The sequence below is a fragment of the Pseudomonas sp. S32 genome (assembly GCF_016648095.1).
Lineage (GTDB): Bacteria > Pseudomonadota > Gammaproteobacteria > Pseudomonadales > Pseudomonadaceae > Aquipseudomonas > Aquipseudomonas parafulva.
Genome location: NZ_JACVVF010000057.1, coordinates 1 through 26,288 on the forward strand (window position 1 = coordinate 1; position 26,288 = coordinate 26,288).

General features: G+C 64.5%; 23 protein-coding genes and 1 riboswitch. Of the genes, 16 read left to right on the forward strand and 7 right to left on the reverse strand.

The window, feature by feature from the left end; all coding sequences use genetic code 11:
• Positions 1-141: 141 nt before the first annotated feature.
• The gene (locus IAE38_RS21175) at positions 142-474 is read right to left on the reverse strand and encodes a DMT family transporter (protein ID WP_028631867.1); all 333 of its coding nucleotides are present in this window, start codon (positions 472-474) and stop codon (positions 142-144) included.
• Between the two features lie 84 nt (positions 475-558).
• Here IAE38_RS21175 and IAE38_RS21180 point away from each other — a divergent pair, with 84 nt between their 5' ends.
• Together IAE38_RS21180 and waaA are read left to right on the forward strand one after the other, a co-directional pair.
• The gene (locus IAE38_RS21180; protein ID WP_028631866.1) at positions 559-1,449 is read left to right on the forward strand and encodes a LysR family transcriptional regulator; all 891 of its coding nucleotides are present in this window, start codon (positions 559-561) and stop codon (positions 1,447-1,449) included.
• Between the two features lie 11 nt (positions 1,450-1,460).
• The gene (waaA, locus tag IAE38_RS21185) at positions 1,461-2,732 is read left to right on the forward strand and encodes a lipid IV(A) 3-deoxy-D-manno-octulosonic acid transferase (protein WP_201219142.1); all 1,272 of its coding nucleotides are present in this window, start codon (positions 1,461-1,463) and stop codon (positions 2,730-2,732) included.
• A gap of 24 nt (positions 2,733-2,756) precedes the next feature.
• Here waaA and IAE38_RS21190 read toward each other — a convergent pair whose 3' ends face one another.
• The gene (locus tag IAE38_RS21190; RefSeq protein WP_201165188.1) at positions 2,757-4,190 is read right to left on the reverse strand and encodes a TolC family outer membrane protein; all 1,434 of its coding nucleotides are present in this window, start codon (positions 4,188-4,190) and stop codon (positions 2,757-2,759) included.
• Positions 4,191-4,349: 159 nt separating this feature from the next.
• Positions 4,350-4,456: riboswitch (TPP riboswitch) on the forward strand.
• A gap of 154 nt (positions 4,457-4,610) precedes the next feature.
• Here IAE38_RS21190 and thiC point away from each other — a divergent pair.
• Complete coding sequence (gene thiC / locus IAE38_RS21195) at positions 4,611-6,491, forward strand: phosphomethylpyrimidine synthase ThiC (protein ID WP_201219144.1); 1,881 nt, start codon at positions 4,611-4,613, stop codon at positions 6,489-6,491.
• A gap of 103 nt (positions 6,492-6,594) precedes the next feature.
• Positions 6,595-7,878 (forward strand): putative hydroxymethylpyrimidine transporter CytX, encoded by a 1,284-nt coding sequence (gene cytX / locus IAE38_RS21200; RefSeq protein ID WP_201219146.1) that lies wholly within the window; start codon positions 6,595-6,597, stop codon positions 7,876-7,878.
• Here cytX and IAE38_RS21205 read toward each other — a convergent pair.
• Complete coding sequence (locus IAE38_RS21205; protein ID WP_201165183.1) at positions 7,847-8,593, reverse strand: RsiV family protein; 747 nt, start codon at positions 8,591-8,593, stop codon at positions 7,847-7,849. The genes cytX and IAE38_RS21205 overlap by 32 nt on opposite strands.
• Before the next feature lie 185 nt (positions 8,594-8,778).
• Here IAE38_RS21205 and IAE38_RS21210 point away from each other — a divergent pair, with 185 nt between their 5' ends.
• The 9 genes from IAE38_RS21210 (at position 8,779) to IAE38_RS21250 (ending at position 17,980) form a co-directional block, all read left to right on the forward strand.
• Positions 8,779-9,396, forward strand: coding sequence for an NUDIX domain-containing protein (locus IAE38_RS21210; protein WP_028631860.1), 618 nt, complete (start codon positions 8,779-8,781; stop codon positions 9,394-9,396).
• Positions 9,387-9,839 carry a DUF1249 domain-containing protein gene (locus IAE38_RS21215; RefSeq protein WP_028631859.1) on the forward strand — a complete coding sequence of 151 codons (453 nt, stop codon included), beginning with the start codon at positions 9,387-9,389 and terminating at the stop codon, positions 9,837-9,839. The genes IAE38_RS21210 and IAE38_RS21215 overlap by 10 nt, the downstream gene beginning before the upstream one ends.
• A 40-nt stretch (positions 9,840-9,879) precedes the next feature.
• Positions 9,880-10,653, forward strand: coding sequence for a 3',5'-cyclic-AMP phosphodiesterase (gene cpdA / locus IAE38_RS21220; RefSeq protein ID WP_201165193.1), 774 nt, complete (start codon positions 9,880-9,882; stop codon positions 10,651-10,653).
• A 132-nt stretch (positions 10,654-10,785) separates the two neighbouring features.
• The gene (locus IAE38_RS21225) at positions 10,786-11,394 is read left to right on the forward strand and encodes a YqiA/YcfP family alpha/beta fold hydrolase (RefSeq protein ID WP_201165181.1); all 609 of its coding nucleotides are present in this window, start codon (positions 10,786-10,788) and stop codon (positions 11,392-11,394) included.
• Positions 11,395-11,429: 35 nt separating this feature from the next.
• Positions 11,430-13,334, forward strand: coding sequence for a DNA topoisomerase IV subunit B (gene parE, locus IAE38_RS21230; protein ID WP_028631856.1), 1,905 nt, complete (start codon positions 11,430-11,432; stop codon positions 13,332-13,334).
• The gene (locus IAE38_RS21235; protein ID WP_201219148.1) at positions 13,331-14,317 is read left to right on the forward strand and encodes an esterase-like activity of phytase family protein; all 987 of its coding nucleotides are present in this window, start codon (positions 13,331-13,333) and stop codon (positions 14,315-14,317) included. Before parE ends, IAE38_RS21235 begins: the two co-directional genes overlap by 4 nt.
• On the forward strand, positions 14,314-14,832 hold the full coding sequence (locus tag IAE38_RS21240; protein WP_028631854.1) for a retropepsin-like aspartic protease family protein: 519 nt from the start codon (positions 14,314-14,316) through the stop codon (positions 14,830-14,832). The genes IAE38_RS21235 and IAE38_RS21240 overlap by 4 nt, the downstream gene beginning before the upstream one ends.
• A 10-nt stretch (positions 14,833-14,842) precedes the next feature.
• Entirely contained in the window at positions 14,843-17,098 is a 2,256-nt protein-coding gene (gene parC, locus IAE38_RS21245) for a DNA topoisomerase IV subunit A (RefSeq protein ID WP_201165177.1), read from the forward strand.
• Positions 17,099-17,269: 171 nt separating this feature from the next.
• Entirely contained in the window at positions 17,270-17,980 is a 711-nt protein-coding gene (locus tag IAE38_RS21250; protein ID WP_201219150.1) for a PqiC family protein, read from the forward strand.
• A 67-nt stretch (positions 17,981-18,047) separates the two neighbouring features.
• On the opposite strand, the gene IAE38_RS21255 is transcribed toward IAE38_RS21250, so the two are convergent.
• Complete coding sequence (locus IAE38_RS21255) at positions 18,048-19,499, reverse strand: AhpA/YtjB family protein (RefSeq protein ID WP_201214440.1); 1,452 nt, start codon at positions 19,497-19,499, stop codon at positions 18,048-18,050.
• 134 nt (positions 19,500-19,633) lie between these two features.
• On the opposite strand from IAE38_RS21255, the gene serB reads away from it, so the two are divergent.
• Positions 19,634-20,851 (forward strand): phosphoserine phosphatase SerB, encoded by a 1,218-nt coding sequence (serB, locus tag IAE38_RS21260; protein WP_028631850.1) that lies wholly within the window; start codon positions 19,634-19,636, stop codon positions 20,849-20,851.
• Between the two features lie 72 nt (positions 20,852-20,923).
• Here serB and asd read toward each other — a convergent pair whose 3' ends face one another.
• The 3 genes from asd to IAE38_RS21270 are packed head-to-tail and all read right to left on the reverse strand — an operon-like array spanning position 20,924 to position 24,180.
• Entirely contained in the window at positions 20,924-21,781 is an 858-nt protein-coding gene (gene asd, locus IAE38_RS24005; RefSeq protein WP_236404265.1) for an archaetidylserine decarboxylase, read from the reverse strand.
• Positions 21,782-21,790: 9 nt separating this feature from the next.
• The gene (locus tag IAE38_RS24010) at positions 21,791-22,600 is read right to left on the reverse strand and encodes a rhodanese-like domain-containing protein (protein ID WP_201165164.1); all 810 of its coding nucleotides are present in this window, start codon (positions 22,598-22,600) and stop codon (positions 21,791-21,793) included.
• Between the two features lie 44 nt (positions 22,601-22,644).
• On the reverse strand, positions 22,645-24,180 hold the full coding sequence (locus IAE38_RS21270; RefSeq protein WP_201165162.1) for an HDOD domain-containing protein: 1,536 nt from the start codon (positions 24,178-24,180) through the stop codon (positions 22,645-22,647).
• 130 nt (positions 24,181-24,310) lie between these two features.
• Here IAE38_RS21270 and motA point away from each other — a divergent pair, with 130 nt between their 5' ends.
• Entirely contained in the window at positions 24,311-25,162 is an 852-nt protein-coding gene (gene motA, locus IAE38_RS21275; protein ID WP_028631846.1) for a flagellar motor stator protein MotA, read from the forward strand.
• Positions 25,163-25,165: 3 nt separating this feature from the next.
• Positions 25,166-26,182: a flagellar motor protein MotB gene (gene motB, locus IAE38_RS21280; RefSeq protein WP_201219153.1), complete on the forward strand. Its 1,017-nt coding sequence runs from the start codon at positions 25,166-25,168 to the stop codon at positions 26,180-26,182.
• The last annotated feature ends 106 nt before the right edge of the window (positions 26,183-26,288 follow it).

Here is a 26,288-nt window from a genome sequence, read left to right on the forward strand (position 1 = left end):
AGGAGCGAGCGCAGCTCGCGATGCGCCGCGCGGGCGGCGCTCGATCTCCCACCCACCGCAACTGCAATGGCGAACACCAAACGACCCTCTACCCAAGCAATCCAAACCAACCGCCCCGGCTCGCGCCCTCCCAGCCAAGCATCAATGCCCCGCCGTCTTGGAAAACACCTGAATCACCACCACGCCCCCAACAATCATGGCCATGCCCAGCATGGCGGGCACGTCCAGCTTCTGCCCGTAGATCACCAATGCCGCCACGCTGATCAGCACGATGCCCAAACCGGACCAGACAGCATAGGCAATCCCCACCGGAATGCTGCGCACCACCAGCGTCAACATCCAGAACGCGATCCCGTAGCCCACCACCATCAACAGCAGCGGCAACGGCGTGCTTAGCCCTTTGACCGCTTTCATCGAAGCAGTGGCGATAACTTCGGCGCAGATGGCGATGGCGAGGTACGTGTAAGCATTCATGACGGTTTCTCCTGATGATGCACGCATTCTAGAGGGTGCCAGGATGCGGTAAAGTCATTACCTATCTGGTATGGAGATAGGTTAATGGCCGAGCTATGGAACCTGGAGCAGCTGCGCACCTTCCTGCGCGTGGCGGAGCTGCGCTCATTCTCAGCAGTAGCGCGGGAGCAGGGCAGGGCGCAGTCCGCAATCAGCAATGCCATCGCCTTGCTGGAAGCTGACCTTGGCGTCACGCTGTTCGAGCGCAGCAGCGGACGGCAGCCGAAACTCACTGAAAACGGCAGTGCCCTGTTGGCCGATGCCCGCGAGTTGTTGCGCCAGTGCGAACGCCTGGACGGCCGTGCCCTGGCACTGATGCGCGGCCAGGAAGCCCTGCTGCGGGTGGCTCAAGACGAAGCCATGCCCTACCAGCCCGTCATCGACAGCCTGGATGAACTGGCCAGCCGTTACCCGTTTCTAGAGGTGCAACTGGCCAGCGGCGCCCAGGGTGACGTAGCGCGCAAACTGGTCGAGCGGCGCGCCGACCTTGGCCTGTTTTTCCACCACGAAAGCATGCCGGCATCGCTGGAGCGGCGTGCCCTGGGGAGTGTGGAGATGGTAACCGTGTGCGCCGTTGACCACCCACTGGCGCAGGCCGGCCCGGTGACCCGTCAGCAACTGGCACGCCACCGCCAGTTGCTGGTTACCCCCCAGCAGAGCGGCTACCCGGGCGGCGAGGCAATCAGCCCGCAGGTGTGGCGGGCCGACAGCTTTTACGCCATGGCCGAATTGCTGATGCGCGGCCTGGGTTGGGCCTGGCTACCGCGGCATGTGGTGCAATACCCGACCTATCAGGCGCACATGGTCGAGCTGGCCAGCGAATGGCGTCCACCGGCATTGGTGGTGGAACTGGCCTGGCGCCGGGACGAGCCACTTGGGCCCGCCGCACAGTGGCTGGCCGAGCGCTTTGCGGTACACCTGCGTGCTATCGGGTAAACTCCGCCGTCATGAACAGAACTCTCTATACCTTGTTGTTTCACCTCGGTCTGCCACTGGTTGCGCTGCGCCTGTACCTGCGTGCGCGCAAGGCGCCTGCCTACGGCCAGCGCGTGGGTGAGCGCTTTGCATTCAAACTGCCAGCCATGCGCAAGGGCGGTATATGGGTACACGCGGTGTCGGTGGGTGAAAGCATCGCCGCAGCGCCGATGGTGCGCGCATTGCTCAAGGCCTACCCGCAGTTGCCGATTACGCTCACCTGCATGACCCCAACCGGTTCGGAGCGTATTCGCGCCCTGTTCGCCGACGAACCCCGGGTGCAGCATTGTTACTTGCCCTATGACCTGCCATGGGCGGCTGGGCATTTTCTGGACCATGTGCAGCCGAAACTGGGCGTGATCATGGAGACCGAGTTATGGCCCAACCATATCCATCAGTGCGCCAAGCGCTCGATCCCGGTCGCGCTGGCCAATGCGCGGTTGTCGGAGCGTTCGGCCCGTGGCTATGGCCGCTTTGCCAGGCTGACCCGGCCCATGCTGGCCGAGATGAGCCTGATTGCGGTGCAGACCGAAGCGGAGGCCGAGCGTTTCCGCACCTTGGGTGCGCGTCCGCAGTGCGTGCAGGTGACGGGGTCGATCAAGTTCGACCTGCAAGTCGACCCGCAACTGCTGCCCCGCGCCAAGGCGCTGCGCGAGCAGTGGGGGGCAGCCCAGCGGCCGGTGTGGATTGCGGCCAGTACCCATGAAGGCGAAGACGCACTGATTCTCCAGGCTCATCAGCAGCTGCTGAAGAACCATGCCGATGCATTGCTGATTCTGGTGCCGCGCCACCCCGAGCGCTTCACTGCCGTGCATGCCCTGTGTAGCGAGCAGTTCGCAACGGTACGCCGCTCCGCTGGGGACGCTGTGCAGGGCCAGAGCCAGGTGCTGTTGGGCGATACCATGGGCGAGTTGCTGTTCCTTTATGCCCTGGCCGACATCGCCTTCGTGGGTGGCAGCCTGGTGGCGACAGGGGGGCACAACCCGCTGGAGCCCGCCGCGCTGGCGCTACCGGTGCTGATGGGGCCGCACGTGTTCAACTTCCTCGAAATCAGCGCAATGCTGCGCGAGGCCGGGGCGCTGCAGCAGGTGGACGATGCCGACGGGCTGGCCCAGGCGGTGCAGCGCCTGGTCGAGTTACCGGAGGATGCCCAGCGCATGGGCGAGGCGGGCAGGGCAGTGATGCGGGCCAACCAGGGGGCGTTGCAGCGGTTGATCGATGGGTTGAATGGGTTGTTGAGGTAAGGCCGCCGCCACGCGGCCCACGTTTCAGCGCCTGCGCTCGAAGTTCTTGGCCGCCGCCGCCGCCAGGTCCGGCGGGAGGAAATCCTTGTCCGGGTTGTAGTCCGGTTTCAGGTACCGTTTCAGATCCTGCAGGTCTTGCGGGCTGAGCGTGCCGGCTGCCTGCTTGAGGCTCAGGCTATCGAGGATGTACGCATAGCGGCTGTTGTTGTAATCCCTCACCGAGGTATACAGCTGGCGCTGCGCATCCAGCACGTCAACGATGTTGCGCGTGCCCACCTGGTAGCCAATTTCAGTGGCTTCCAGCGCACTCTGGTTGGAAATGATCGACTGCTTGCGCGCCTGCACCTGCTCCACGTCGGTATTCACCGCCCGGTGCAGGTTGCGGGTGTTTTCCACCACCTGGCGGCGCAGGCTCTCACGCTGTTGTTCGCTCTGGCTGAGGCGCTGGTAAGCCTCGCGCACCTGGGAGCTGGTCAGGCCACCGCTGTAGATCGGGATGTTCAGTTGCAGGCCCACCGTGGTCTGTTCCACGTCACCGCCATAGCGCACGCCCAGCGGCGACGGGTTGCTGAACCCCAGGTTGTCGTTGTCGCCCTTCTGGTACTTGGCCACTGCATCCACCGTAGGGGCGTGGCCGGCCTTGCGCTGGCGCAGGGTTTCTTCAGCGGCAGACACCGCGTAGTTGGTGGCCAGCAGGTTCAGGTTCTGCCGGCCTGCGGTTTCTACCCAGGCCTTGGCGTCGTTAGGGGTCGGCACCTGCACTGGCAGGCTGTGCACCACGCCCTGAATCGACGTGTACTCACGGTTGGTGAGGGTGACCAGGGCCTGGAAGGCATCCTGCACCTGGCGGTCGGCAATGATGCGGTTGGCCCTTGCGGTGTCGTAGCTGGCTTGGGATTGCAGCACGTCGGTCTTGTCCGACAGGCCCACGTCGAAGCGTTCGTTGGACTGGTCCAGTTGGCGCTTGAGTGCGGCCTCTTCGGCTTTGGTCGCGGCCAGGTTGTCCTGGGCGCGCAAGACTGCGAAGTAGCTTTGCGCGGTCTGCAGGATCAGGTTCTGTTCGGTGGCCGACAATTCCAGTGCGGCCTGCTCGTTGACTGCCTCGGCAGCCTGCAACTGGAACCAGCGATCGGCGCGGAAGATCGGCTGGGCCAGTGTCGCGCTCCAGGCGTTGCCGCTGCGGGTAGAGGTGATCGAGGGCTCGTCGAGCTTGGTGCGCGTGTTCATCATCTCGGCACCCGCCGACAGGTTGGGCAGCAACCCGGCACGGGCCTGGGGCACCACTTCGCGCCGCGCGCCATAGTCGGCGCGGGCTGCCGCCAGGTCGGCGTTGTTGTCCACGGCTTCCTGGTACACGCTGACCAGGTCGGTCTTCACCGTTGGGGGCACGTCTGCTGCCCAGGCCATCGCGTTGGATGCACAAGACACGGCGAGGGCCAGTGAAAGTTTGCGCAGCATAGGTGCAATCCTTGTACGAAATGTAATTACTGAACTGTTGAGTATCGTGCGATGACGCAGTGTAGTGCGGTGTGCACCGGGCAACAATCGCCTATTCACCGCCGATCGTCCGGGCCGATAGCCGCTTGGCTTTGCGGGCCACTCCAGTCTAGACTGCGCATGTTCTTGTCGGGGTGCCTTGAAGCAAAGGCTGAGATCGCATAGGTGCGGATCCCGTTGAACCTGATCAGGTTAGCGCCTGCGTAGGGAACAAGATTGCTCGCCTTCCCGGGGAGCCTCTTGTGCCAGGTCCGGGAATGTCTCAGCTGCTTGCGGCTGTTGGCACCTCGTCTTTGGCACCGCACCCGTCTAGGAGTGCATCCGCGTCCTTCAGGTTCACCCCGACATTCCACTGCTTGGAAGCCGTCTGGAGAGCCTGTGATGACCAAACAAGAAAAAGCGATCAACCTCAGTGAATCGGCCCAGGTCGATCAACAGTCCGTGCAACCCTTCCCGCGCTCGCGCAAGGTGTATGTCGAGGGTTCGCGCCCGGACATCCGTGTGCCCATGCGCGAGATCAGCCTGGACGACACCCCCACCGATTTTGGTGGCGAAACCAACGCCCCGGTGCTGGTCTACGACACCTCCGGCCCCTACACCGACCCCAGCGTGCTCATCGACGTGCGCAAGGGGCTGGCCGATGTGCGTTCGGCCTGGATCGAGGCACGCGGTGATACCGAGCGCCTGGCCGGGCTCAGTTCCCACTTCGGGCAGGAGCGCCTGAACGATGCCGAACTCGCCAAGCTGCGCTTCGCCCACGTGCGCAACCCGCGCCGGGCCAAGCCCGGTGTCAACGTCTCGCAGATGCACTATGCCCGCCAGGGCATCATCACCGCCGAAATGGAATACGTGGCCATCCGCGAAAACATGAAGCTGCAGGAAGCCCGGGCCGCGGGCCTGCTGGCCGAGCAGCACGCCGGGCACAGCTTTGGCGCCAGTATCCCGCAGCAGATCACCGCGGAGTTCGTGCGCGAAGAGGTTGCCCGTGGCCGTGCGATCATCCCGGCCAACATCAACCACCCAGAGCTGGAGCCGATGATCATCGGCCGCAACTTCCTGGTGAAGATCAACGGCAACATCGGCAACAGCGCACTCGGTTCCTCCATCGAGGAGGAGGTGGCCAAGCTGACCTGGGGCATCCGTTGGGGGTCGGACACGGTCATGGACCTGTCCACCGGCAAGCACATCCATGAAACACGCGAGTGGATCATCCGTAACTCGCCAGTGCCGATTGGCACCGTGCCTATCTACCAGGCCCTGGAAAAGGTCAACGGCGTGGCCGAAGACCTCACCTGGGAGCTGTTCCGCGATACCCTGATCGAGCAGGCCGAGCAGGGCGTGGACTACTTCACTATCCACGCCGGGGTGTTGCTGCGCTATGTACCGCTGACCGCCAAGCGCGTCACCGGCATCGTCAGCCGCGGGGGGTCGATCATGGCCAAGTGGTGCCTGGCGCACCATCAGGAGAACTTCCTCTACACCCACTTCGAAGAAATCTGCGAAATCATGAAGGCCTACGACGTCAGCTTCTCGCTGGGCGATGGCCTGCGCCCGGGGTCGATTGCCGATGCCAACGACGCTGCCCAGTTCGGCGAGTTGGAAACCCTGGGCGAGCTGACCAAGATTGCCTGGAAGCACGACGTGCAATGCATGATCGAAGGCCCCGGCCATGTGCCCATGCAGTTGATCAAGGAGAACATGGACAAGCAGCTTGAATGCTGTGACGAAGCGCCGTTCTACACCCTTGGCCCGCTGACCACCGATATCGCACCGGGCTACGACCACATCACCTCGGGCATCGGTGCGGCGATGATCGGCTGGTTCGGCTGCGCCATGCTCTGCTACGTCACACCCAAGGAGCACCTGGGCCTGCCGAACAAGGACGACGTGAAGACCGGCATCATCACCTACAAGATCGCCGCTCACGCTGCGGACCTGGCCAAGGGGCACCCCGGCGCGCAGATCCGTGACAACGCGCTTTCCAAGGCGCGCTTCGAGTTCCGCTGGCAGGACCAGTTCAACCTTGGCCTGGACCCGGATACCGCCCGCGCGTTCCACGACGAAACCCTGCCGAAGGAGTCGGCCAAGGTCGCGCACTTCTGCTCCATGTGTGGGCCGAAATTCTGCTCCATGAAGATCACCCAGGAAGTGCGCGAGTACGCCGCCAAGATCGAAACCGTTGACGTTACGGTGGAGCAGGGCATGCGTGAGCAGGCCGAGCGGTTCCGCCAGGAAGGCAGTCAGCTGTACCACAAGGTGTAACCGGCTTTACACCTGCACCGAACCGGCTAGCCCCTTCACAAGTAAACCCGCGAAGAGGCCAGCCGCTTCAGCACCCATCTCAACCTTCTCGGCGATCACAACGATGACCACCCCCAGCCCGTTCTCCCCCGACCACCCGGTCCCCGCTGCCAGGCGCATCTTTGGCGCCCGCGACCTGTTTTCCCTGTGGTTCTCCCTCGGCATCGGCCTGATGGTGCTGCAAGTCGGCGCCATGTTGGCACCGGGCCTGGGCCTTGCCGGCGCGGTGCTTGCGATCGCCCTGGGTACAGGTGTCGGGGTGCTGCTATTGGGCGCCGCCGGGGTGATCGGCAGCGACACTGGGCTGTCCGCCATGGGTACCCTGAAGCTCAGCCTGGGCAGCCATGGCGCACGGTTACCGGCGCTGCTCAACCTGCTGCAACTGGTGGGTTGGGGCGCCTTTGAAATCATCGTCATGCGCGACGCCGCGAGTCTCTTGGGCGCACGCGCGTTCGGCGAAGACAGTGCCTGGAACAGCCCCATGCTGTGGACGCTGTGCTTCGGCGCCCTGGCCACCGCGCTGGCAGTCAGTGGGCCGTTGGCCTTCGTGCGCAAGATCTTGCGTGCCTGGGGTATCTGGCTGCTGCTGGGCGCCTGCGTGTGGCTGACCTGGAACCTGTTCGCCAAGGCCGACCTGGCCGCCTTGTGGAACCGCAGCGGCGATGGCTCGATGTCGCTGGCGGTGGGCTTTGACATCGTCATCGCCATGCCCCTGTCATGGCTGCCGCTGATCGCCGACTATTCGCGCTTTGCCCGCGATGGCCGGCAGGTGTTCGGCGGCACGGTGCTGGGCTACTTCATCGGCAACACCTGGCTGATGAGCCTTGGCGTGGCCTACACCCTCGCCTTCGCTGCCAGCGGCGAGGTCAATGCATTGCTGCTGGCCTTGGCGGGGGCGGGCATGGGCATCCCGTTGCTGCTCATCTTGCTGGACGAATCGGAAAAGGCCTTCGCCGATATCCATTCGGCAGCGGTGTCCAGCGGCGTGCTGGTGCCGGTGAAGGTCGAGCACCTGGCCCTGGTGATCGGCATGCTGTGCACCCTGATTGCCTTGTTGGCCCCGCTGGCCCAGTACGAGAACTTCCTGCTGCTGATCGGTTCGGTGTTCGCGCCACTGTTCGGCGTGGTACTGGTGGACCATTACGGGGTGCGCCGTCGCCGCCTGCCGGCCCAGGCCACCCCATTGCACTGGCCAGCGTTGCTGGCCTGGGGGATCGGCGCGGTGGCCTACCACGTGATCGCAGCGCAGGCGGCGGACCTGGGGGCTACCCTGCCGGCGGTGCTGCTGGCAGGGCTGACCTACGGTGTACTGAGCCTCAGCCGCGGCCGGGGAACAGTTCAGGCTTGATCACGCCGTTGAGGCGCGGGTAGGGGATTTTCAGCTCTACATGGCCCATGGAATACGGCGCGATGGCGTACACCTCGTACTTCACCACCACCGCGCCGTAGGTCAGGGCAATGTGCGGCGAACGTTTGAACGGCCAGGTCTTGAGGAACTCGGCGTCCTTGTCCATGCCGACGCTGATCAGCCAGGCACGGTGGGACTCCTCGACGGTCTTCCAGAACGTGTCTTCCTGGCCGGGTACCAGCATGTCCTGCAAGGTCAGCACCTTGTCCAGCTTGCGTGAGTAGTTGATGAACGCGCGGCCCGGCATGCCATGGGCACCGCCGGTGTCCAGGTAGCTGGACAGTTCGACGATCACCAAGCCGTCATGCTGCTCGCGTACCTTGGCCTGCAGGTAGCTGCTGTTGCGCTTGTCGGCGCTGGCCAGGTACTGCTGCTCGTAGGCTTGCAGGGTGGCCGGTGCGCTGCCGCGTGCGTTGTCTTCGGTCAGCTGAAGCAGGCGTTTTTCAACGATTGCGTCAAGCTTGGGCAGCGCCGGGAAGTGCACGGTATCTATGTTCACCAGCGGGCAGTCACGTTCGCTGCAGCCGGGTTTCACGTGCTCCCAGGCCTCGCGCTTGACCTCGAGGGGGGCTCGGTAGTTGGGCGCGAACAGGCTCTGGCAAGCACCCAGGGCCATGGCCAGCACAGCCACGGAAGTCAGTTTGACAAGTGTCATGATGATCCTTGCAAGAACAGGGAAAAGTCGGCCTTTGACTGTCGGCGCGGCCTTCAGTTCGCCACTAAGCTAACAGAGACACGGCCTGCTGTCCCGTGTGCCCCAACGGTTGCTGCTGGGGGGTGAAACGTGCCAGCGTGCAGAGTAGGATGGCGCGAAGCGGTATCGAGGTAATGAGGATTTCCATGTCAGACACGTTGAATTCAGTGCCCCGGGCGGTCGAGATCGTCAAGCGGGCCAACTGCTTCCAGGGCTTCTACAAGCTCGACAAGCTGCAACTGCGCCATGAGCTGTTTGCCGGTGGCATGGGGCGCGAGATCAGCCGTGAGCTGTTCGTGCGCCACGACGCGGTGTGCGTACTGCCCTACGACCCGCAACGCGATGAAGTGGTGCTGATCGAGCAGTTTCGCGTCGGTGCCCTGGGCAAGGCCGACAACCCCTGGCTGATCGAGATGGTTGCAGGGTTGATCGACAAGGACGAGCAGCCCGAAGAGGTCGCCCACCGCGAAGCCGAAGAAGAGGCCGGCCTCACCTTCAGCGCGCTGTGGCCGATGACCCGCTACTTCCCCTCACCGGGCGGCAGTGATGAATACGTCCACCTGTTCCTGGGCCGTTGCAGTGCCGAGGGGGCGGGTGGCCTGCATGGCCTGGAGGCCGAAGGCGAGGACATCCGCGTGCGCGTCTGGTCGTTCGAGGATGCCCTGCAGGCGGTGCGTGACGGCCGTATCTGCAACGCCGCTACCATCATTGGCCTGCAATGGCTGGCGCTGAACCGTGACGAAGTCCGGGGTATGTGGAAGTGAACCTGTTGCGCGAGCGCTACCGGGTCGACCTGGCCGGGCTGCAGGCCGCCTGCGAAGCCAATTACGCCCGGCTGATGCGGCTGCTGCCCGACATGCGCAGCACCCAGAGTTCGCGCCGCATCGGCATGACCCAGGGCGATCAGATGCTCGGTGTGCTGGTGCTCGAAGTGGTGCTGGCCTGCCCCTATACCACCACCTTGCGCGTGCGCCAGGAGCACAGCCTGCCCTGGCTGCCGGTACCGGTCATGGAGGTGCAGGTGTACCACGATGCGCGCATGGCCGAAGTGGTCAGCGCCGAGCATGCCCGCCGGCTGCGCAGCATCTATCCCTACCCCAATGACGCCATGCACCAGCCGGACGAAAAGGCCCAGCTCAATCTGTTTCTGGGTGAGTGGCTGAGCCACTGCCTGGCCTGTGGCCACGAACTGGCAAGCGCCCGCTGAAAGGAGACGGCCGTTGCCGCACCTGAACCCTGCCGGCACCGTGAATGTGGTGCAACTGACCGATGCTCACCTGTTTGCCGACCCTGGCGGCAGCATGCTGGGCCTGAATACCCGTGACAGCCTGCGCCATGTGGTGGCCCAGGCATTGCGCGAGCAGCCGGACACCCACCTGCTGTTGTGCACCGGTGACCTGTCCCAGGATGCCAGCGTTGCGTCTTACGCGGCGTTTCGCCAACTGACCGAAGGCTTTGCCGCACCTGCCCGCTGGTTGCCAGGCAACCATGACGAAGCCCAAGTCATGGCTCAGGTTGCGCCCGAGTTGGTGCAACCCGTTACAGACCGGGGCGCCTGGCGCATCATCATGCTCAATACGGCCGTGCCGGGCGCCGCTCACGGCTGGCTCGACGATGCCCAGTTGGCGCTGCTGGATGCCGCGCTGGCCAGTGCGGGCGGGCGGCACTGCCTGGTGTGCATGCACCATCAACCCGTGGACATCGGCTGCGCCTGGATCGCCCCCATCGCCCTGCGCAACGCCCCGGCGCTGTTCGCAGTGGTGGCGCGTTACCCACAGGTGCGCGCCTTGCTGTGGGGTCACGTGCACCAAGAATGGGATGAATGGCGCGAGGGCCGACGGCTACTGGCTACACCTTCTACCTGCATCCAGTTCGCGGCGCGCAGCGAGGACTTCCAGGTAAGCCACGAGCAGCCAGGCTACCGCTGGCTGCGCCTGCATGCCGACGGGGTGATCGAGACGGGGGTTGAGCGGGCGCGGGACTTCGTCGTGGCGCTGGACTTCGACAGCCCAGGGTACTGACGGGTACGCCAGCGCTGAGCGTTAAAAGTGTTGCCAAACCCGCCACGCAGCGTCAAAACCCGTCGAACGCGCTACACTGCGCGTCCCTGCGCCGGCGTCACCAGGCGCGAAGTCACAGATTCCGGGGGCAGCATGTCGGGTTCCATCCTCTATATCCATGGCTTCAACAGCTCGCCGCTGTCCACCAAGGCGCGCCAGCTGGAGGCTGTCATGCAGCAGATCGGCCTTGCCGAGCAGTTGCGCCTGCCTGCCTTGCACCATCACCCACGCAATGCCATCACCCAGCTCGAAGCTGCCATCGCCGAGCTGGGCGCGCCGTTGCTGGTCGGCAGTTCGCTGGGCGGCTACTATGCCACCCACCTGGCCGAGCGCCATGGCCTTAAGGCGTTGCTGATCAACCCGGCCGTAAACCCGCACACGCTGTTTGACGGCTACCTGGGCACCCAGCACAACCACCATACCGGCGAGGCCTGGGAACTCACCCACGACCACGTCCAGGCCCTGGCCACGCTGGAGGTACCACCGCCCGCTGACGCCAGCCGTTACCAGGTCTGGCTGCAAACCGGCGACGAAACCCTGGACTACCGGCATGCCGAGCGCTACTACCGCGCCTGTGCCCTGCGCATCCAGGCGGGTGGCGACCACAGTTTCCAGGGCTTCGCCGAGCGGCTGCCGGCCTTGTTGGCGTTTGCCGGCATTGAGCGCGCGCAGTATGCGGCCCTCGATTTTTCTGTATTTTGATTTTTTCGCATTCACCAGACTGACGACGAGACCCCATGGCCAATCCCAGCGCTAGCGCCTATAACGCAGACGCCATCGAAGTCCTCTCGGGCCTTGACCCGGTCCGCAAGCGGCCGGGCATGTATACCGATACCAGCCGCCCCAACCACCTGGCCCAGGAAGTCATCGACAACAGCGTCGACGAAGCCCTGGCCGGCCACGCCCGTTCGGTGCAGGTGACCCTGCATGCCGACCACTCGCTGGAGGTCAGCGACGATGGCCGTGGCATGCCGGTGGACATCCACCCCGAGGAAGGGGTTTCCGGCGTTGAGCTGATCCTGACCAAGCTGCACGCCGGCGGCAAGTTCAGCAACAAGAACTACCAGTTCTCCGGCGGCCTGCATGGCGTGGGCATCTCGGTGGTGAACGCCTTGTCCACCCAGGTTCGTGTGCGCGTGAAACGTGATGGCAACGAATACCAGATGACCTTCGCCGATGGCTTCAAGGCCAGCGAGCTGGAGGTGGTCGGTTCGGTGGGCAAGCGCAACACCGGCACCAGCGTGTATTTCAGCCCGGACCCCAAGTACTTCGATTCGCCCAAGTTCTCTGTCAGCCGCCTCAAGCACGTGCTCAAGGCCAAGGCCGTGCTGTGCCCGGGCCTGCTGGTCACGTTCGAAGACAAGACCAGCGGCGAGAAAGTGGAGTGGCACTACGAAGATGGCCTGCGCTCCTACCTGGTGGATGCGGTCAGCGAGTTCCAGCGCCTGCCCGACGAGCCGTTCTGCGGCAGCCTGGCCGGTAACAAGGAAGCGGTGGACTGGGCCCTGCTGTGGCTGCCCGAAGGCGGAGACAGCATTCAGGAAAGCTACGTCAACCTGATCCCCACCGCCCAGGGCGGTACCCATGTCAATGGGCTGCGCCAGGGCCTGCTCGACGCCATGCGCGAGTTCTGCGAGTTCCGTAACCTGCTGCCCCGTGGCGTGAAGCTGGCGCCGGAGGACGTGTGGGAGCGCATCACCTTCGTGCTGTCGATGAAGATGCAGGACCCGCAGTTCTCCGGGCAGACCAAGGAGCGGCTGTCTTCCCGCGAGGCGGCGGCGTTCGTTTCCGGCGTGGTCAAGGATGCCTTCAGCCTGTGGCTCAACGCCCACCCCGAGCTGGGCATGCAGTTGGCCGAGCTGGCCATCAGCAATGCTGGGCGGCGCCTGAAGGCGAGCAAGAAGGTCGAGCGCAAGCGCATCACCCAGGGGCCGGCACTGCCTGGCAAGCTGGCGGACTGCGCAGGCCAGGACCCGATGCGCGCCGAACTGTTCCTGGTCGAGGGTGACTCGGCCGGCGGCTCGGCCAAGCAGGCGCGGGACAAGGAGTTCCAGGCCATCCTGCCCCTGCGCGGCAAGATCCTCAACACCTGGGAAGTGGATGGCGGTGAAGTGCTGGCCAGCCAGGAAGTGCACAACATTGCCGTGGCCATTGGCGTAGACCCGGGGGCCACCGACCTGGCACAGCTGCGTTATGGCAAAGTGTGCATCCTGGCCGACGCCGACTCCGACGGCCTGCACATCGCTACCCTGTTGTGTGCCTTGTTCGTCCAGCACTTCCGCGCCCTGGTCGAGGCCGGGCACGTCTATGTGGCCATGCCACCGCTGTACCGCATCGACCTGGGTAAGGAAATCTACTACGCCCTGGATGAAGCCGAGCGCGACGGCATCCTCGACCGCCTGGTGGCCGAGAAGAAACGCGGCAAGCCCCAGGTTACGCGCTTCAAGGGCCTGGGCGAAATGAACCCGCCCCAGCTGCGCGAAACCACCATGGACCCGAACACCCGGCGCCTGGTGCAACTGACCCTGGACGACGTACAGACCACCTGCGAGCTGATGGACAAACTGCTGGCCAAGAAGCGTGCGGGTGACCGCAAGGCCTGGCTGGAAACCAAAGGCAACCTGGCCGAGGTCATGGTTTGATCCGTCTGCTTCTGGCGGCCTTGCTGGCGCTGGCGGCCCTGCCGAGTGTGGCAGACGAATGGCCCGAGTTGCAGTTGGTCGCCGAGCACCCCATCGACGGCATGCGTGCCGGCAACCTGTCTGGCCTGGCCCAGTGCCGGGGCAGCCTGTGGGGGGTGTCGGACCGTGATGACGACCGCATCTACCGCCTCGACCAGCAAGCCAGCGTGTGGCGTGCCGAACCTCTGCTGTTCAACCCGCCAGCGGTACCGGAAAGCGGCTTGCCATGGGGGCTCAAGACCCGCACCTGGCTTGCGGGCCTGGTGCGCGGTGGCGAGCTGGATTTCGAGGGCCTCACCTGTGACAAGGCGGGCAACCTCTACCTGGTCAGTGAGGCCCATGCAGCGGTGCTGCAACTGCCCGAGGCGGGTGAGCCGGGCTGGCTGAAGATTGACTCGGCCATGGTGCGCCAGGCCCGTGCCAGCGGCATGTTGCTGAACTTCAATGCGTTGTTCGAAGGCCTGGCGATCAACCCGGCAGGTGACCGCCTGTGGCTGGCGGCAGAGCGTGAGCGCCGTGGCCTGGTGGCCATCGAACGGCAGCAGTCGGTGTGGTCCTGTGGCCGTGGCTGTGTGCTGCTCAGCGAAGCCGGTACCGAGATGCAGCCCGCGCAGATGCCCAATGCCCGGCCGCGTTCGCGGGACTTTGCCGACCTGGCCTGGTTCGAGGGCAAGCTGTTCACGCTGGAGCGCAATGCCTACCGTATTTGCCGGCGCGACGTAGACACTGGCCAGGTGGAACGTTGCTGGTCGTTCGCTGCCGATGCACTGGTTGAGCACCGCCGTTACGACCAGCCGTTCGGCGTGGCCGAAGCGCTGGTGATCGATGCCAAAGGCGCCTGGGTCGGCCTGGACAACAACGAGGCTGCCCGGGCCGACGGCGAGGCACGCCCCATCGTCTGGCGCTTCGCCGTGCCGCAAGGCGGCTGGAGCGCCAAGCCATGAGCCAGGCCCCCGGCAGGCGTGCGGGCAGGGTACTGATGATCCTGGCCTGGGCGGCCGCGTTGTTTTTGGCCACCCGCTACTTTGGTGACTGGGAAGACCGCCAGCGCAACCCCAACGCCCAGGTCCAGTCGTCCCATGGGCAAGGCTTTATCGAGGTGCGCCTGCTGGGCAATGGCCAGGGCCACTTCGTGGCCGATGGCGCCATCAATGGCCAGGTGGTGCACTTCATGCTCGACACCGGCGCCACGGACGTGGCCGTGCCCGAAACCCTGGCTGGCAAGCTGGGGCTCACCCGCGGCAGCCCCGTGGTGCTGAGCACCGCCAATGGCCGGGCCGCCGGTTACAGCACGCGCCTTGCAGACCTGCAACTGGGTGATATCCACCTGCAGAACGTGCGCGCGGTGGTGATACCCGGCCTGGACGACGACACTGTGCTGCTGGGCATGAGCGCCCTGAAACAACTTGAATTTACCCAGCGCGGCGGCACCATGCTGTTGCGCCAGAACCTGAAATGACGAGGCTCGCATGAGCGACTTACAAGACAGCCTGGATGGCGTAGAACGCCGCTCACTGGCTGACTTCACCGAACAGGCCTACCTCAACTACTCCATGTACGTGATCATGGACCGCGCCCTGCCGCACATCGGTGACGGCCTCAAGCCCGTGCAGCGGCGCATCGTGTACGCCATGAGCGAGTTGGGGCTGGACGCCGACGCCAAGCACAAGAAGTCGGCGCGTACGGTGGGTGACGTACTCGGCAAGTTCCACCCCCACGGTGACTCGGCCTGCTACGAAGCCATGGTGCTGATGGCGCAGCCGTTCAGCTACCGCTACACCTTGGTCGACGGCCAGGGTAACTGGGGCGCGCCGGACGATCCCAAGTCGTTCGCGGCCATGCGTTACACCGAGGCGCGCCTGTCGCGCTACGCCGAAGTGCTGCTCAGCGAAGTGGGCCAGGGCACCGTGGACTGGGTACCCAACTTCGATGGCACCCTGCAGGAACCGGCCGTGCTGCCGGCGCGCCTGCCCAACATTCTGCTCAACGGCACCACCGGTATCGCCGTGGGCATGGCCACCGACGTGCCGCCGCACAACCTGCGCGAAGTGGCCAGTGCCTGCGTCCGTTTGCTGGACGAGCCCAAGGCCACCATCGAGCAACTGTGCGAGCATATCCAGGGGCCGGATTACCCGACCGAGGCGGAAATCATCACGCCGCGGGCCGAGATCCTGAAGATGTACGAAAGCGGGCGCGGCTCCATTCGCATGCGCGCCGTGTACCGCGTCGAAGATGGCGATATCGTCGTGACCGCGCTGCCGCACCAGGTCTCCGGTGCCAAGGTGCTGGAGCAGATTGCCGCGCAGATGCAGGCCAAGAAGCTGCCGATGGTGGCCGACCTGCGGGACGAGTCCGACCACGAGAACCCCTGCCGCATCGTCATCATCCCGCGTTCCAACCGGGTGGATGCGGCTGAGCTGATGCAGCACCTGTTCGCCACCACCGACCTGGAGAGCAGCTACCGGGTCAACGTCAACATAATCGGCCTGGACGGCAGGCCGCAGCTGAAAAACCTGCGTGCCCTGCTGCTGGAGTGGCTGGAGTTCCGTACCAACACGGTGCGCCGCCGCCTGCAGCACCGTCTGGACAAGGTGGAAAGGCGCCTGCACCTGCTGGATGGCTTGCTCACCGCCTTCCTCAACCTGGATGAAGTGATCCACATCATCCGCACCGAAGACCAGCCCAAGCAGGCCCTCATCGCCCGTTTCGACCTGACTGAAATCCAGGCCGACTACATTCTCGAGACCCGCCTGCGCCAGTTGGCCCGTCTGGAAGAAATGAAGATCCGCGGCGAACAGGACGAATTGCTCAAGGAGCAGGCCAAGCTCCAGGCCCTGCTGGGTTCCGAGGCGAAGCTGCGCAAGCTGGTGCGCAGTGAGCTGATCAAGGATGCCGAAACCTACGGGGACGACCGCCGTTCGCCGATCGTCGAGCGTGCCGAAGCCAAGGCTTTGTCGGAAAACGAGCTGATGCCGACCGAGCCCGTCACCGTGGTGCTGTCCGAAAAAGGCTGGGTGCGGTGTGCCAAGGGGCACGATATCGATGCCACGGGCCTGTCGTACAAAGCCGGCGATGGCTTCAAGGCTGCCGCTGCCGGGCGCTCCAACCAGTTTGCCGTGCTGATCGACTCCACAGGGCGCAGTTATTCGCTGGCGGCCCACAGCCTGCCGTCTGCCCGGGGGCAGGGCGAGCCGCTGACCGGGCGCCTGACCCCGCCACCGGGTGCCACCTTCGACTGCGTTTTGATGCCCGAAGACGATGCGCTGTACGTGGTGGCATCCGACGCGGGCTATGGCTTCGTGGTCAAGGGCGAAGACCTGCAGGCCAAGAACAAGGCCGGCAAGGGCCTGCTGAACCTGCCCAACGGTGCCAAGGTGATGACCCCGCGCCCGGTGGCCAGCCGTGAGCAGGACTGGCTGGCGGCGGTGACCACCGAAGGGCGGTTGCTGGTGTTCAAGGTCAGCGACCTGCCGCAGCTGGGCAAGGGCAAGGGCAACAAGATCATCGGGGTGCCGGGTGATCGGGTGGCCAGCCGTGAAGAGTTCGTCACTGACATTGCCGTGATCGCCGAGGGCGCCACGCTGGTGCTGCGGGCTGGCAAGCGCACGCTGTCGCTCAAGGCAGATGACCTGGAGCACTACAAGGGCGAGCGGGGCCGACGCGGCAGCAAGTTGCCACGTGGCTTCCAGCGTGTCGACGGGTTGCAGGTCGAGCTGCCGGCCTGACGCCTGCAAGGCCCGCATTGGCGATTTCACCGCCTGTGCGGGCAGAAATGCTGGAGTCGGGCCGCCATTTCGCGGATGATATGCCCCTTGCGGCGCCGGCGTAGCCGTGCGCCCGTTTGAATAATTGTGTATCACTGCGGTATGCCTGAAGGCATCCGCTTGGATGGGATGATGAAATTTCTGCGCATTCCTTTTGCGCTGTTGATGACTGGCTTGCTGGGCCTAGGTGGGTGCACCATGCATCAGCCTGTGGCCCTGTACCAGCTCGACAGCGGTGAGCCTGGCCAGCCGTCGCAGAGTGCTGGCATGGCTGTGGTGCTGGGCCCTGTCTCGGTGGCCGACTACCTGCAACGCGAAACCTTTCTGCAACGCCAGGCTGACGGCAGCCTGAGCGCCGCCACCGATGGCCGTTGGGCCGGTAGCCTTTCTTCGGACATCGACCAACTGCTTGTCCGACAGCTGGCCTGGCGCCTGGACAGCCAGCGTGTGGTATTGGCGCCGGCCACAGCGGGTTTCAGCCCGGATGTGCAGGTGCTGCTGTCGATCACGCGGCTGGACTCAGGCAAGAACCAACCGGCCATTCTGGATGCCCAGTGGCGCTTACTCGACCGCCGCGGCCAGGTACGTGACAACCGCATCGTTCACCTTGAGCAACAGCACGAGGGCAGCGAAGCATCCCAGGTGCAGGCCCAGGGCCAGTTGTTGCAAAAGCTGGCTGAGCAGCTGAGCACGGCCGTGAAGCCTCTGGCCAACCAGCCAGCGATTGCCGAGGTTGCGCCGAAAAAACCTGCTGCACCTGCGCAGGTGAAGAAGCAGCCTGAGAAATCGAAGATCCCCATGGCGTCCCCGATTCGTACCGATATGGAAGTCTATCGGTTCTGATCTTGGCGTTAAGTAAGAAAAAGCCCGCTGATGCGGGCTTTTTTGCGTGTGGCTGCTGGGGTGGGTGTCAGACCCGGCCCTCGTGCATGCGCGCCAGTTGCCGTTCGAGCATGGAGGGGTAGGGCTCCATCAGGCGCTCTACGCAGCATGCGCCTTCTGGGCTGGCGATGGGGCGGATGCGGGCACGTTGGCGGATCAGCGCGTCGTCGCTGATCTTGCGTTCCACCAGCAGCAGGTTGCGGCTGTGCTGCGACAGGGCCAGTGCGTCCTGTACCTTTTCAGCCATCAGCACGTCCACCAGCTCCAGCCCGTGCAGGTCGTTACCCAGGGTCAGGCCGAGCTGCAATTGCAGGGTGATGCCGCTGTCGGCCACCTCGATTTGCAGCGCATGCCCCAGGGCGCGTAGCAGCTCGCCGCAGCAGATGGCATTGGTCAGGTAGTCCTCACCGCACTCGCGGCTGTGGAACAGCACCAGCGTGCTGCCGTCATTGAGGGTGTGGGTTTCACCGTCATAGAGCGAGGCGGCTTGCTCCAAGCAGTCCTGGTAGCGTTCGGTCAGCTCTGCCAAGCGGGTACGTGGCAGGCGCCGCAGCTGCTCCTGCGAGCCCAGTTGCACGGCCAGTATGGCGCTGAACTGCGGTTCATCCGACTCGATGGGCAGCGGTTTGGGCGCGTCGTCATCCAGCAGGCCGGCAAAGGCTTCGTCATCGTCTTCGTCCACTGCAGCCGGCCTTGCCCGTGGTGCCGGCTTGGCGGCAGGTGCGCTGTGCAGGTCATGCTCCAGCTCGTCCTCGTCTTCCAGCTCCGGTTCCGGCTCTGGCGGCGGTGGCGGGGCCAGGCGGGCATGCAGTTGGCGGGCGATATCGCCGATCTCGTCCTGGCGGTCGGTGGCCGGGGTGTAGTGCTGTGGGTCACGCAGCCACACCCGCAGTTGCAACAGTGGCAGGGTGATGTAGCGGCCCTGGCGCAGGCTGAGGGTAAGTGCCAGTACCAGCAGGATGGCGGCCAGGATGCCCATGCTCTGCAGGCTGATCAGCATGGGTTGCTGGAACTGGCTCATGTCCAGGCTGATGCGCAGTTGCCCGGCGGTGACGTCCTGGAAGGTGATCTTGGTCTGATAGACCCCCTCGGTTTCCCCGATCAGGCTGTTGCGCGGGCGCTGCCCGGCTTCGGCGAGGATGCGGTTGTCGACGCTATAGATAGCCGCATGGGCCACCAGCGGGTTCTTCACCAGGTTGCCCAGCAGCACATTGAGGCTGAGGATGTCGTTGGCCACCAGCAGTTCGGTCGCCGAGGTGGCCGTCTGCGTAGTCAGGCTCTGCCCCAGCGCGTCGGCCTGCTCGTGCATGGCCTGCTTGAACTGCAAACCCATCACGCAGGCATAGATCACCAGCGCCAGGGCCACCAGGAAGATGTTGGTGCAGGCGATGCGCAGTGCCAGTGGCACGCGACGTTGACTCAGGGCGCGATAGATCATCAGGAAGAAGTTGTCTGCTTTGACGGGCGTGGGCCGGTTCACTGAGCTCGGCTCTTAATGGCATGAAGTGGGGGGCAGTATAGCGACCCGGGTTTTGTCGGCAAAGTATCGTTGGCGCCCGATGGTCACGGAAAGTCGGTAGAATGCGCATTTTTCATCGAAGTCGGAGCCAGGTTGTGCGCGAAATCGTCCTGATCAACATCACCGGTGAAGATCGCCCCGGTCTCACTGCTGCCATCACCGGCGTCCTGCTGCAGGGCGGGGTGAGCATTCTCGACATCGGCCTGGCGGTGATGCACGGCACCTTGTCGTTCGGCATCCTGGTGGACATCCCCGACAACGAAGTGGCCACCAAGCTGTTGCAGAGCGTGCAGGCCAAGGCCCATGAGCTTAACCTGCAGGCCCGCTACACGCCGATTTCCGAGGCGGATTACCAGCAGTGGGCCGACGGCCACGGTGACGCGCGCCACGTGGTGACCCTGCTGAGCCGCAAGATCACCCCGGACCAACTGCAGCAGGTCAGTGCGGTGATCAGCCAGCACAACCTGACCATCGAGCGCATCGAGCGGTTGTCTGCCCGTGTGGCGCTGGACGCCGATACCAGCAAGGGCAAGGCGGCCATCGAGATTTCGGTGCGCGGTGAGCCTGATGATGCCCAGGCGTTGCGGGCCGAGTTCTTTGCCTTGTCCGAAGCGCTCAGCATCGACATTGCCTTCCAGAAGGACGACCTGTTCCGCCGCAACCGCCGCCTGGCGGTATTCGACATGGACTCGACGCTGATCGAGGCCGAGGTGATCGACGAACTGGCCAAGGCGGCCGGCGTGGGCGAGCAGGTGGCGGCGATCACCGAGCGGGCGATGCGCGGCGAGCTGGATTTTCGCGCCAGTTTCAAGGAGCGCATGGCGCTGCTCAAGGGCCTGGACGTGGGTGTGCTGGACCAGATCGGTGCGTCGCTGCGCCTCACCGAAGGGGCGGAGACCCTGTTTGCCGAACTCAAGCGGCTGGGTTACAAAACGGCCATTCTGTCGGGCGGGTTCACCTATTTTGCCCGCCAGGTGCAGGCGCGGCTGGGCATCGACTATGTGTTTGCCAACGAGCTGGAAGTGGTCGACGGCAAGGTGACTGGTGTTGCCGTGGAGCCGATCGTCGACGCTCAGCGCAAGGCCGAGCTGCTGCAGAAGCTGGCGAGCGAAGAGGGCTTGCAGCTTGAGCAGACCATCGCCGTGGGCGATGGCGCCAACGATTTGCCGATGTTGTCGCTGGCAGGGCTGGGCGTGGCGTTCCGCGCCAAGCCGCTGGTGCGCCAGTCGGCCAAACAGGCCATTTCGACCCTGGGGCTGGATGGGGTGTTGTACCTGCTGGGCCTGCGCGACCGCGACGCGCAGTCGGCGTAGGCGCAGCGTTAGCCGCCTGCTGCGGGGGTGAACCCACTCCCACACGCAGGCGGCGTTATCCTCAACAGGGCATCAGGCTGGCAGGCCGAGCTGCTGCCCCATGCGCACGGCCGAGGCTGCGCCCAGCGATTGCGCCCACTTCACCTGCTGTGGCCCGAACAGGACGATGGCAGTTGAACCCAGCTTGAAGCGGCCCAATTCGGCACCTTTCTCCAGGTGGATGGGCGCGCGGCTGGCTTCATCGTAGCGGAAGGTTTTCAGCTCACGTTTGGGTGGCGTCACCAGCCCTGCCCATACGGTCTCGATAGAGGCCACGATCATCGCCCCCACCAGCACCACTGCCATCGGGCCGCGCTCGGTGTCGAACAGGCACACCACGCGCTCGTTGCGCGCGAACAGCTCTGGCACGTTCTCTGCCGTGGTCTGGTTTACCGAGAACAGCCGGCCGGGCACGTACACCATCTCGCGCAGGGTACCTGCCAGCGGCATGTGCACGCGGTGGTAGTCCTTGGGTGACAGGTAGATGGTGGCAAACTCGCCGCCCATGAATGGCGCAGCCATGGCCGGGTCGCCGCCCAGCAGTTCCTGGGCGCTGTAGCCGTGGCCCTTGGCCTGGAAGATGCGGCCGTGCTCGATGGGGCCGAGCTGGCTGACTGCACCGTCTGCTGGGCACAGGATGCTGCCGGGGGTGTCGTCCAGCGGCCGTGCACCTGGCTTCAGGGCGCGGGTGAAGAAGGCGTTGAAGTGCTCATAGGCGCTCAGGTCTTCGACCAGCGCTTCGCTCATGTTGACCTGGTAGCGTTTGGCGAACCAGGCGGTAAAGGCATTCTTGAACCAGCGCACACGGCACTCGGCGACGCAGCCGGCCAGCCGTGACAGCAGGTGGTGCGGCAGCAGGTACTGGCTGATGATGAACAGACGGGATTTCATGCAGGTTCCTTAGACTTCTACAGGCGTGTCCGGGTGGTTGCCCCATTCGCTCCACGAGCCGGCATAGGCTTTGACACGTGGGTAGCCGAGGGCCTTGGCCACCAGGTAGGTGAAACCTGAGCGGCGGTGGGTCTGGCAGTGGGTGATCACTTCCTTGTCCGGGGTGATGCCCAGCTGCTGCAACACCTGGGCGATGTCAGGGCGGATGCGCAGGTGGTCGTTGAGGTCCATGCCGGCGGTCCACTCGAAGTTGATCGCACCGGGTATGTGCCCGCCCTTGGCCGCCAGCACTTTCTCGCCACTGAATTCCTGCGGACCGCGGGCATCCCAGATGACCAGGTCGTCGGCGCCCAGGCGGCTTTGCAGGTACTCGCGGGTGGCAGTGGGCGTATTGTCGATGTGCAGTGCCACTGGCGTAGTGCCCTTGGCCGGGGCCTCGGTGGACAGTTTGTCCGCAGGCCACGCCTGGATGCCACCATTCAGGTAGTGGTAGCGCGTGTGGCCGATCACGTCGAGCAACCAGATGAAGCGCCCGGCCCAGCCGCCGCCGTCATCGTCGTACACCACGTACACCGCATCATCACGGTGGCCCAGCTCACCGAACAGTTTTTCCAGGTCGCCCAGCGCTGGCAGCAGGCCAGGGGCCGGTGGCTGACCGAGCTGGGTGCGTTTGCCGTCGACAAAGTGCGCGCCCGGGACATGGCCACTGACATAGCGGTTGGCGCTGCTCAGGTCGACCAGGATCAGCTGGGGCGAAGCCAGGCGTGGCAGCAGGTCTGCGGGCTCGATCACCAGCGGCAGGCCGGAAAAGTCGCTCATCCACGGTCTCCAGTGTGCAAAGAGGGGCGATTGTAGCGCAAGGCTCAGGCCTTGCGGTTGGCAAACACGGTCAGGGCCCGCTCGATGCATTGTGCGGTCTTGCCGAAGGCCTGCACGCTGATATCGGCCATGGGCCTGCAACCCTGGTCGGCCACCATCAGCATGAGTACCTGGTCATTCACCGCCAGGGAGCGCAGCAGCACGTGCTCGCCGCGGAACAGGGCACGCAGTGGGGCGGGCAGCAGGGCGTTGAACTGGGTGTGGTTCTCGGGGGTAATGCGCAACTGCCCCGCCTGGGCCATCAATTTTTGTAACAGCTTGTTCGGCGCAACGGGCAGCACCAGGCTCGCGGCCTCTTTGGGCAGGCCGGCCACCTGCTGCACGCGCAGGCAGTCGTTGGCCCGGTCGAGCCCGAGCAGCAGTACGCGCTGCATGCCGCAGGCCAGCAGGGCTTCGCGTGCCTGGGTGGCGAGGTGGACGGTGTTGGTGAACGGGGTCGGCTGGGCCAGCAGGTCCTGGCAGAGCGTGCGCCAACGTGCCAGGTCGTCACTGGTAGGGGGCGGCGGTGCCAGCATATCTGGGTGCGGTCGGCGCTGGTGCCAGGGCCAGATCAGCGCCTCGGCGGGGTGGAACAGCGCCAGCCTGGCATGGCGGCGGGCACTGGCAGCGGCCTGCTGGTGCATTTGCTGCTGCACGTCTTCCAGCGACGTCTGCAGGTAAAGCGCGGTCAGCAGTTGCCAGCGCAGCAGGTGCGGGTTGTCCCAGCCCACCTGAGCGGCCAGGGCCAGGTTGTTGGCCAGCAGTACGGTGTTGGCCGGCTGGTTGAACCAGCGGCGCAGGCCGGGCTCGGCGTCCAGCCTGTGCTGCTGGCTGAGCAGGTCTTCATCGCGGGCTATGTTCAGCACCTGTGCCAGTTGCTCGCGCTCCTCGAGCAGCAGGCGATAGCCCAGCGTGACCCACTGTGGCAGGCGCCAGTGCTCGGCCATGGCCCGGCACAGCTCCAGGATACGGACGCCAAACAGTTCATGCTCGACCTCTGCGGCCACCTCGCCTTTATGGATGACCCGCAGCTCCCAGGTGTCCAGCAGCTTGGGGTGGGCCAGCGCCAGTGGCCACAGCGGCGACAGGAACAGCAGGCTGCCCCAGTGGATTTCCTGCCAGAGCCGCGCCAGGCGGCTGGCGAACAGCCCACTGGCCTGCTGCGAGGCATGCTGGCTGATCAGCTGGAACTGGCAGAGCACCGGCGGGATGTTCTCGGCTGGCACTGATGGCAGGCGCTTGAGCAACTGCGCACTGCGCTCCAGCCCCAGGCGGTTGAGGGCCACCTCCAGGCTTTCGGCAGGCTCGGCCTGGCTGGCGTTGGTGGGGTGGTTGGCTTCACGCATCACCGACAGCACCAGGGCGGGGCTGTCCTGCATCAGTTCGGCGATATCGCGCAGTGAGCGGCGATTGTCGTTGATGGCCGCCATTACCCGGTCATAGCTGTGCTTGGGCACAGGTATGCGAATGCTTTCCAGCAGCTTTACCCAGGCCTCTAACGTACGTGGAGCCTGGCCGGGTACCTTAGTTTCGATTGGCATTTTGACATCAGTCCGAACTGGCTTTTCGCTTTGAGTGGCTATAGTCTGGCGCAGTTCTGCCGATAAGTAGAAGAAGAGTTTTGACGCTTCCGCCACATCCCCTGACCACGACAGCAAGTGCTTTGAATCTATGGCTAAAATTATCGGCATCATCGTCGTATTCGCGAGCGTGCTCGGCGGCTACGTGCTCTCCCACGGCAAGATCGCGGCACTGATCCAGCCGTTCGAAGTACTGATCATTGGCGGTGCGGCCTTTGGTGCATTCCTGCAGGCCAACCCCGGCTACATGACCATGCACGTCATCAAGAAGTCGATGAAGATGTTCGGCTCGCGCTTCACCCATGCCTACTACCTGGAGGTGCTGGGGCTGGTGTACGAGATTCTGAACAAGAGCCGCCGTGAGGGCATGATGGCCATCGAGGCCGACATCGAGGATGCCTCGGCCAGCCCGATCTTTGCCAAGTACCCGACCGTGCTGGCCGATGAACGCATGACCGCGTTCGTCTGCGACTACCTGCGCATCATGTCCACCGGCAACATGGCCCCGCATGAGCTCGAGGGCCTGTTCGACATGGAGCTGCTGAGCATGAAGGAAGAGCTGGAGCACCCGTCGCATGCGGTGACCGGCGTGGCCGACGGCATGCCCGGCTTCGGTATCGTGGCTGCGGTGCTGGGTATCGTGGTGACCATGGCCTCGCTGGGCGACGGCGACCAGGCGGCCATCGGCATGCACGTAGGCGCGGCGCTGGTGGGGACGTTCTTCGGTATTCTGGCGGCCTACGGCTTCTTCGGCCCGTTGGCCAAGTGCCTGGAGCACGATGCCAAGGAGGAGCTGAACCTCTACGAATCGATCAAGGCTTCGCTGGTGGCGTCGGCCTCGGGGATGCCGCCATCGCTGGCCGTGGAGTTCGGGCGCAAGGTGCTGTACCCCAAGCATCGCCCCAGCTTCTCCGAGCTGGAACAAGCGGTACGCGGTCGCTGATCCATGGAAAACAACCAGCCCATCATCGTCAAGCGCGTAAAGCGCTTTGGCGGCGGCCATCACGGCGGCGCCTGGAAAATCGCCTTTGCCGACTTCGCGACGGCCATGATGGCGTTCTTTCTGGTGCTGTGGCTGCTTTCCACGGCCACGCCGGAGCAGAAGATTGCCATCGCCGGCTACTTCAAGGACCCGATCGGTTTTTCGGAAAGTGGCACGCCCTACGTCATCGACCTGGGCGGGTCGCCTGAACTGGCCCCGGAAAAAACCATCAACCCGACGGAGAAGTCCGAGCCTACCCCCGACAACACCATCGAGGTGAACAAGGACCAGGTTGAAACCATGGCCGAGCAGGTTGAGCGGGAGCGCCTGGAGCTGCTGCTGCAAGAGCTGCAGAACAAGGTGGAAGAGAACCCGCAACTGCAGAAGTTCAAGGACCAGATCCTGTTCGAGATCACCCAGGACGGCCTGCGTATCCAGATCATGGATGCCGAGAACCGGCCAATGTTCGACATTGGCAGCGCGCGCCTGCAGCCGTATTTCGAAGACATCCTGCTGGCGATGGCAGACACCATCAAGACCGTACCGAACAAGATCAGTGTCAGCGGCCACACCGACGCCAAACCCTATGCGGGCACTGGCGAGTTCGGCAACTGGGAGCTGTCGGCCAACCGCGCCAACGCGGCGCGCCGGGCGCTGGTGGCCGGCGGGTACCCGGACGATCAGGTGGCGCGGGTGGTGGGCTATGCGTCGTCATCGCTGTTCGACCGCAAGAACCCGTTCAACCCGGTGAACCGCCGCATCGACATCATCGTGCTGACCAAGAAGGCCCAGCGTGATATCGAGGGCGAGCAAGGTTCGAAACAAGCGCCCGCCGCGTCGGCGCCCGGCGCTGCGCCACCCGCTGCGCCCAAGGCCGACAATGACAACGACCAGGCGCCCATGCAGCCCCGCGAGTTGCGCCAGAAGCTGAATATCTTTGAAGATGGCGCGCTGAAGATGGATGAAGCCAAGGAGCAATAGGCCTTTGGCGGTATCAAGGCTGACGGCTGTTTGGCGTAACGGGTGCAGCGCCTGCGGGATCGAGCGCCGCCCGCGCGGCGCATCGCGAGCTTTGCTCGCTCCTACG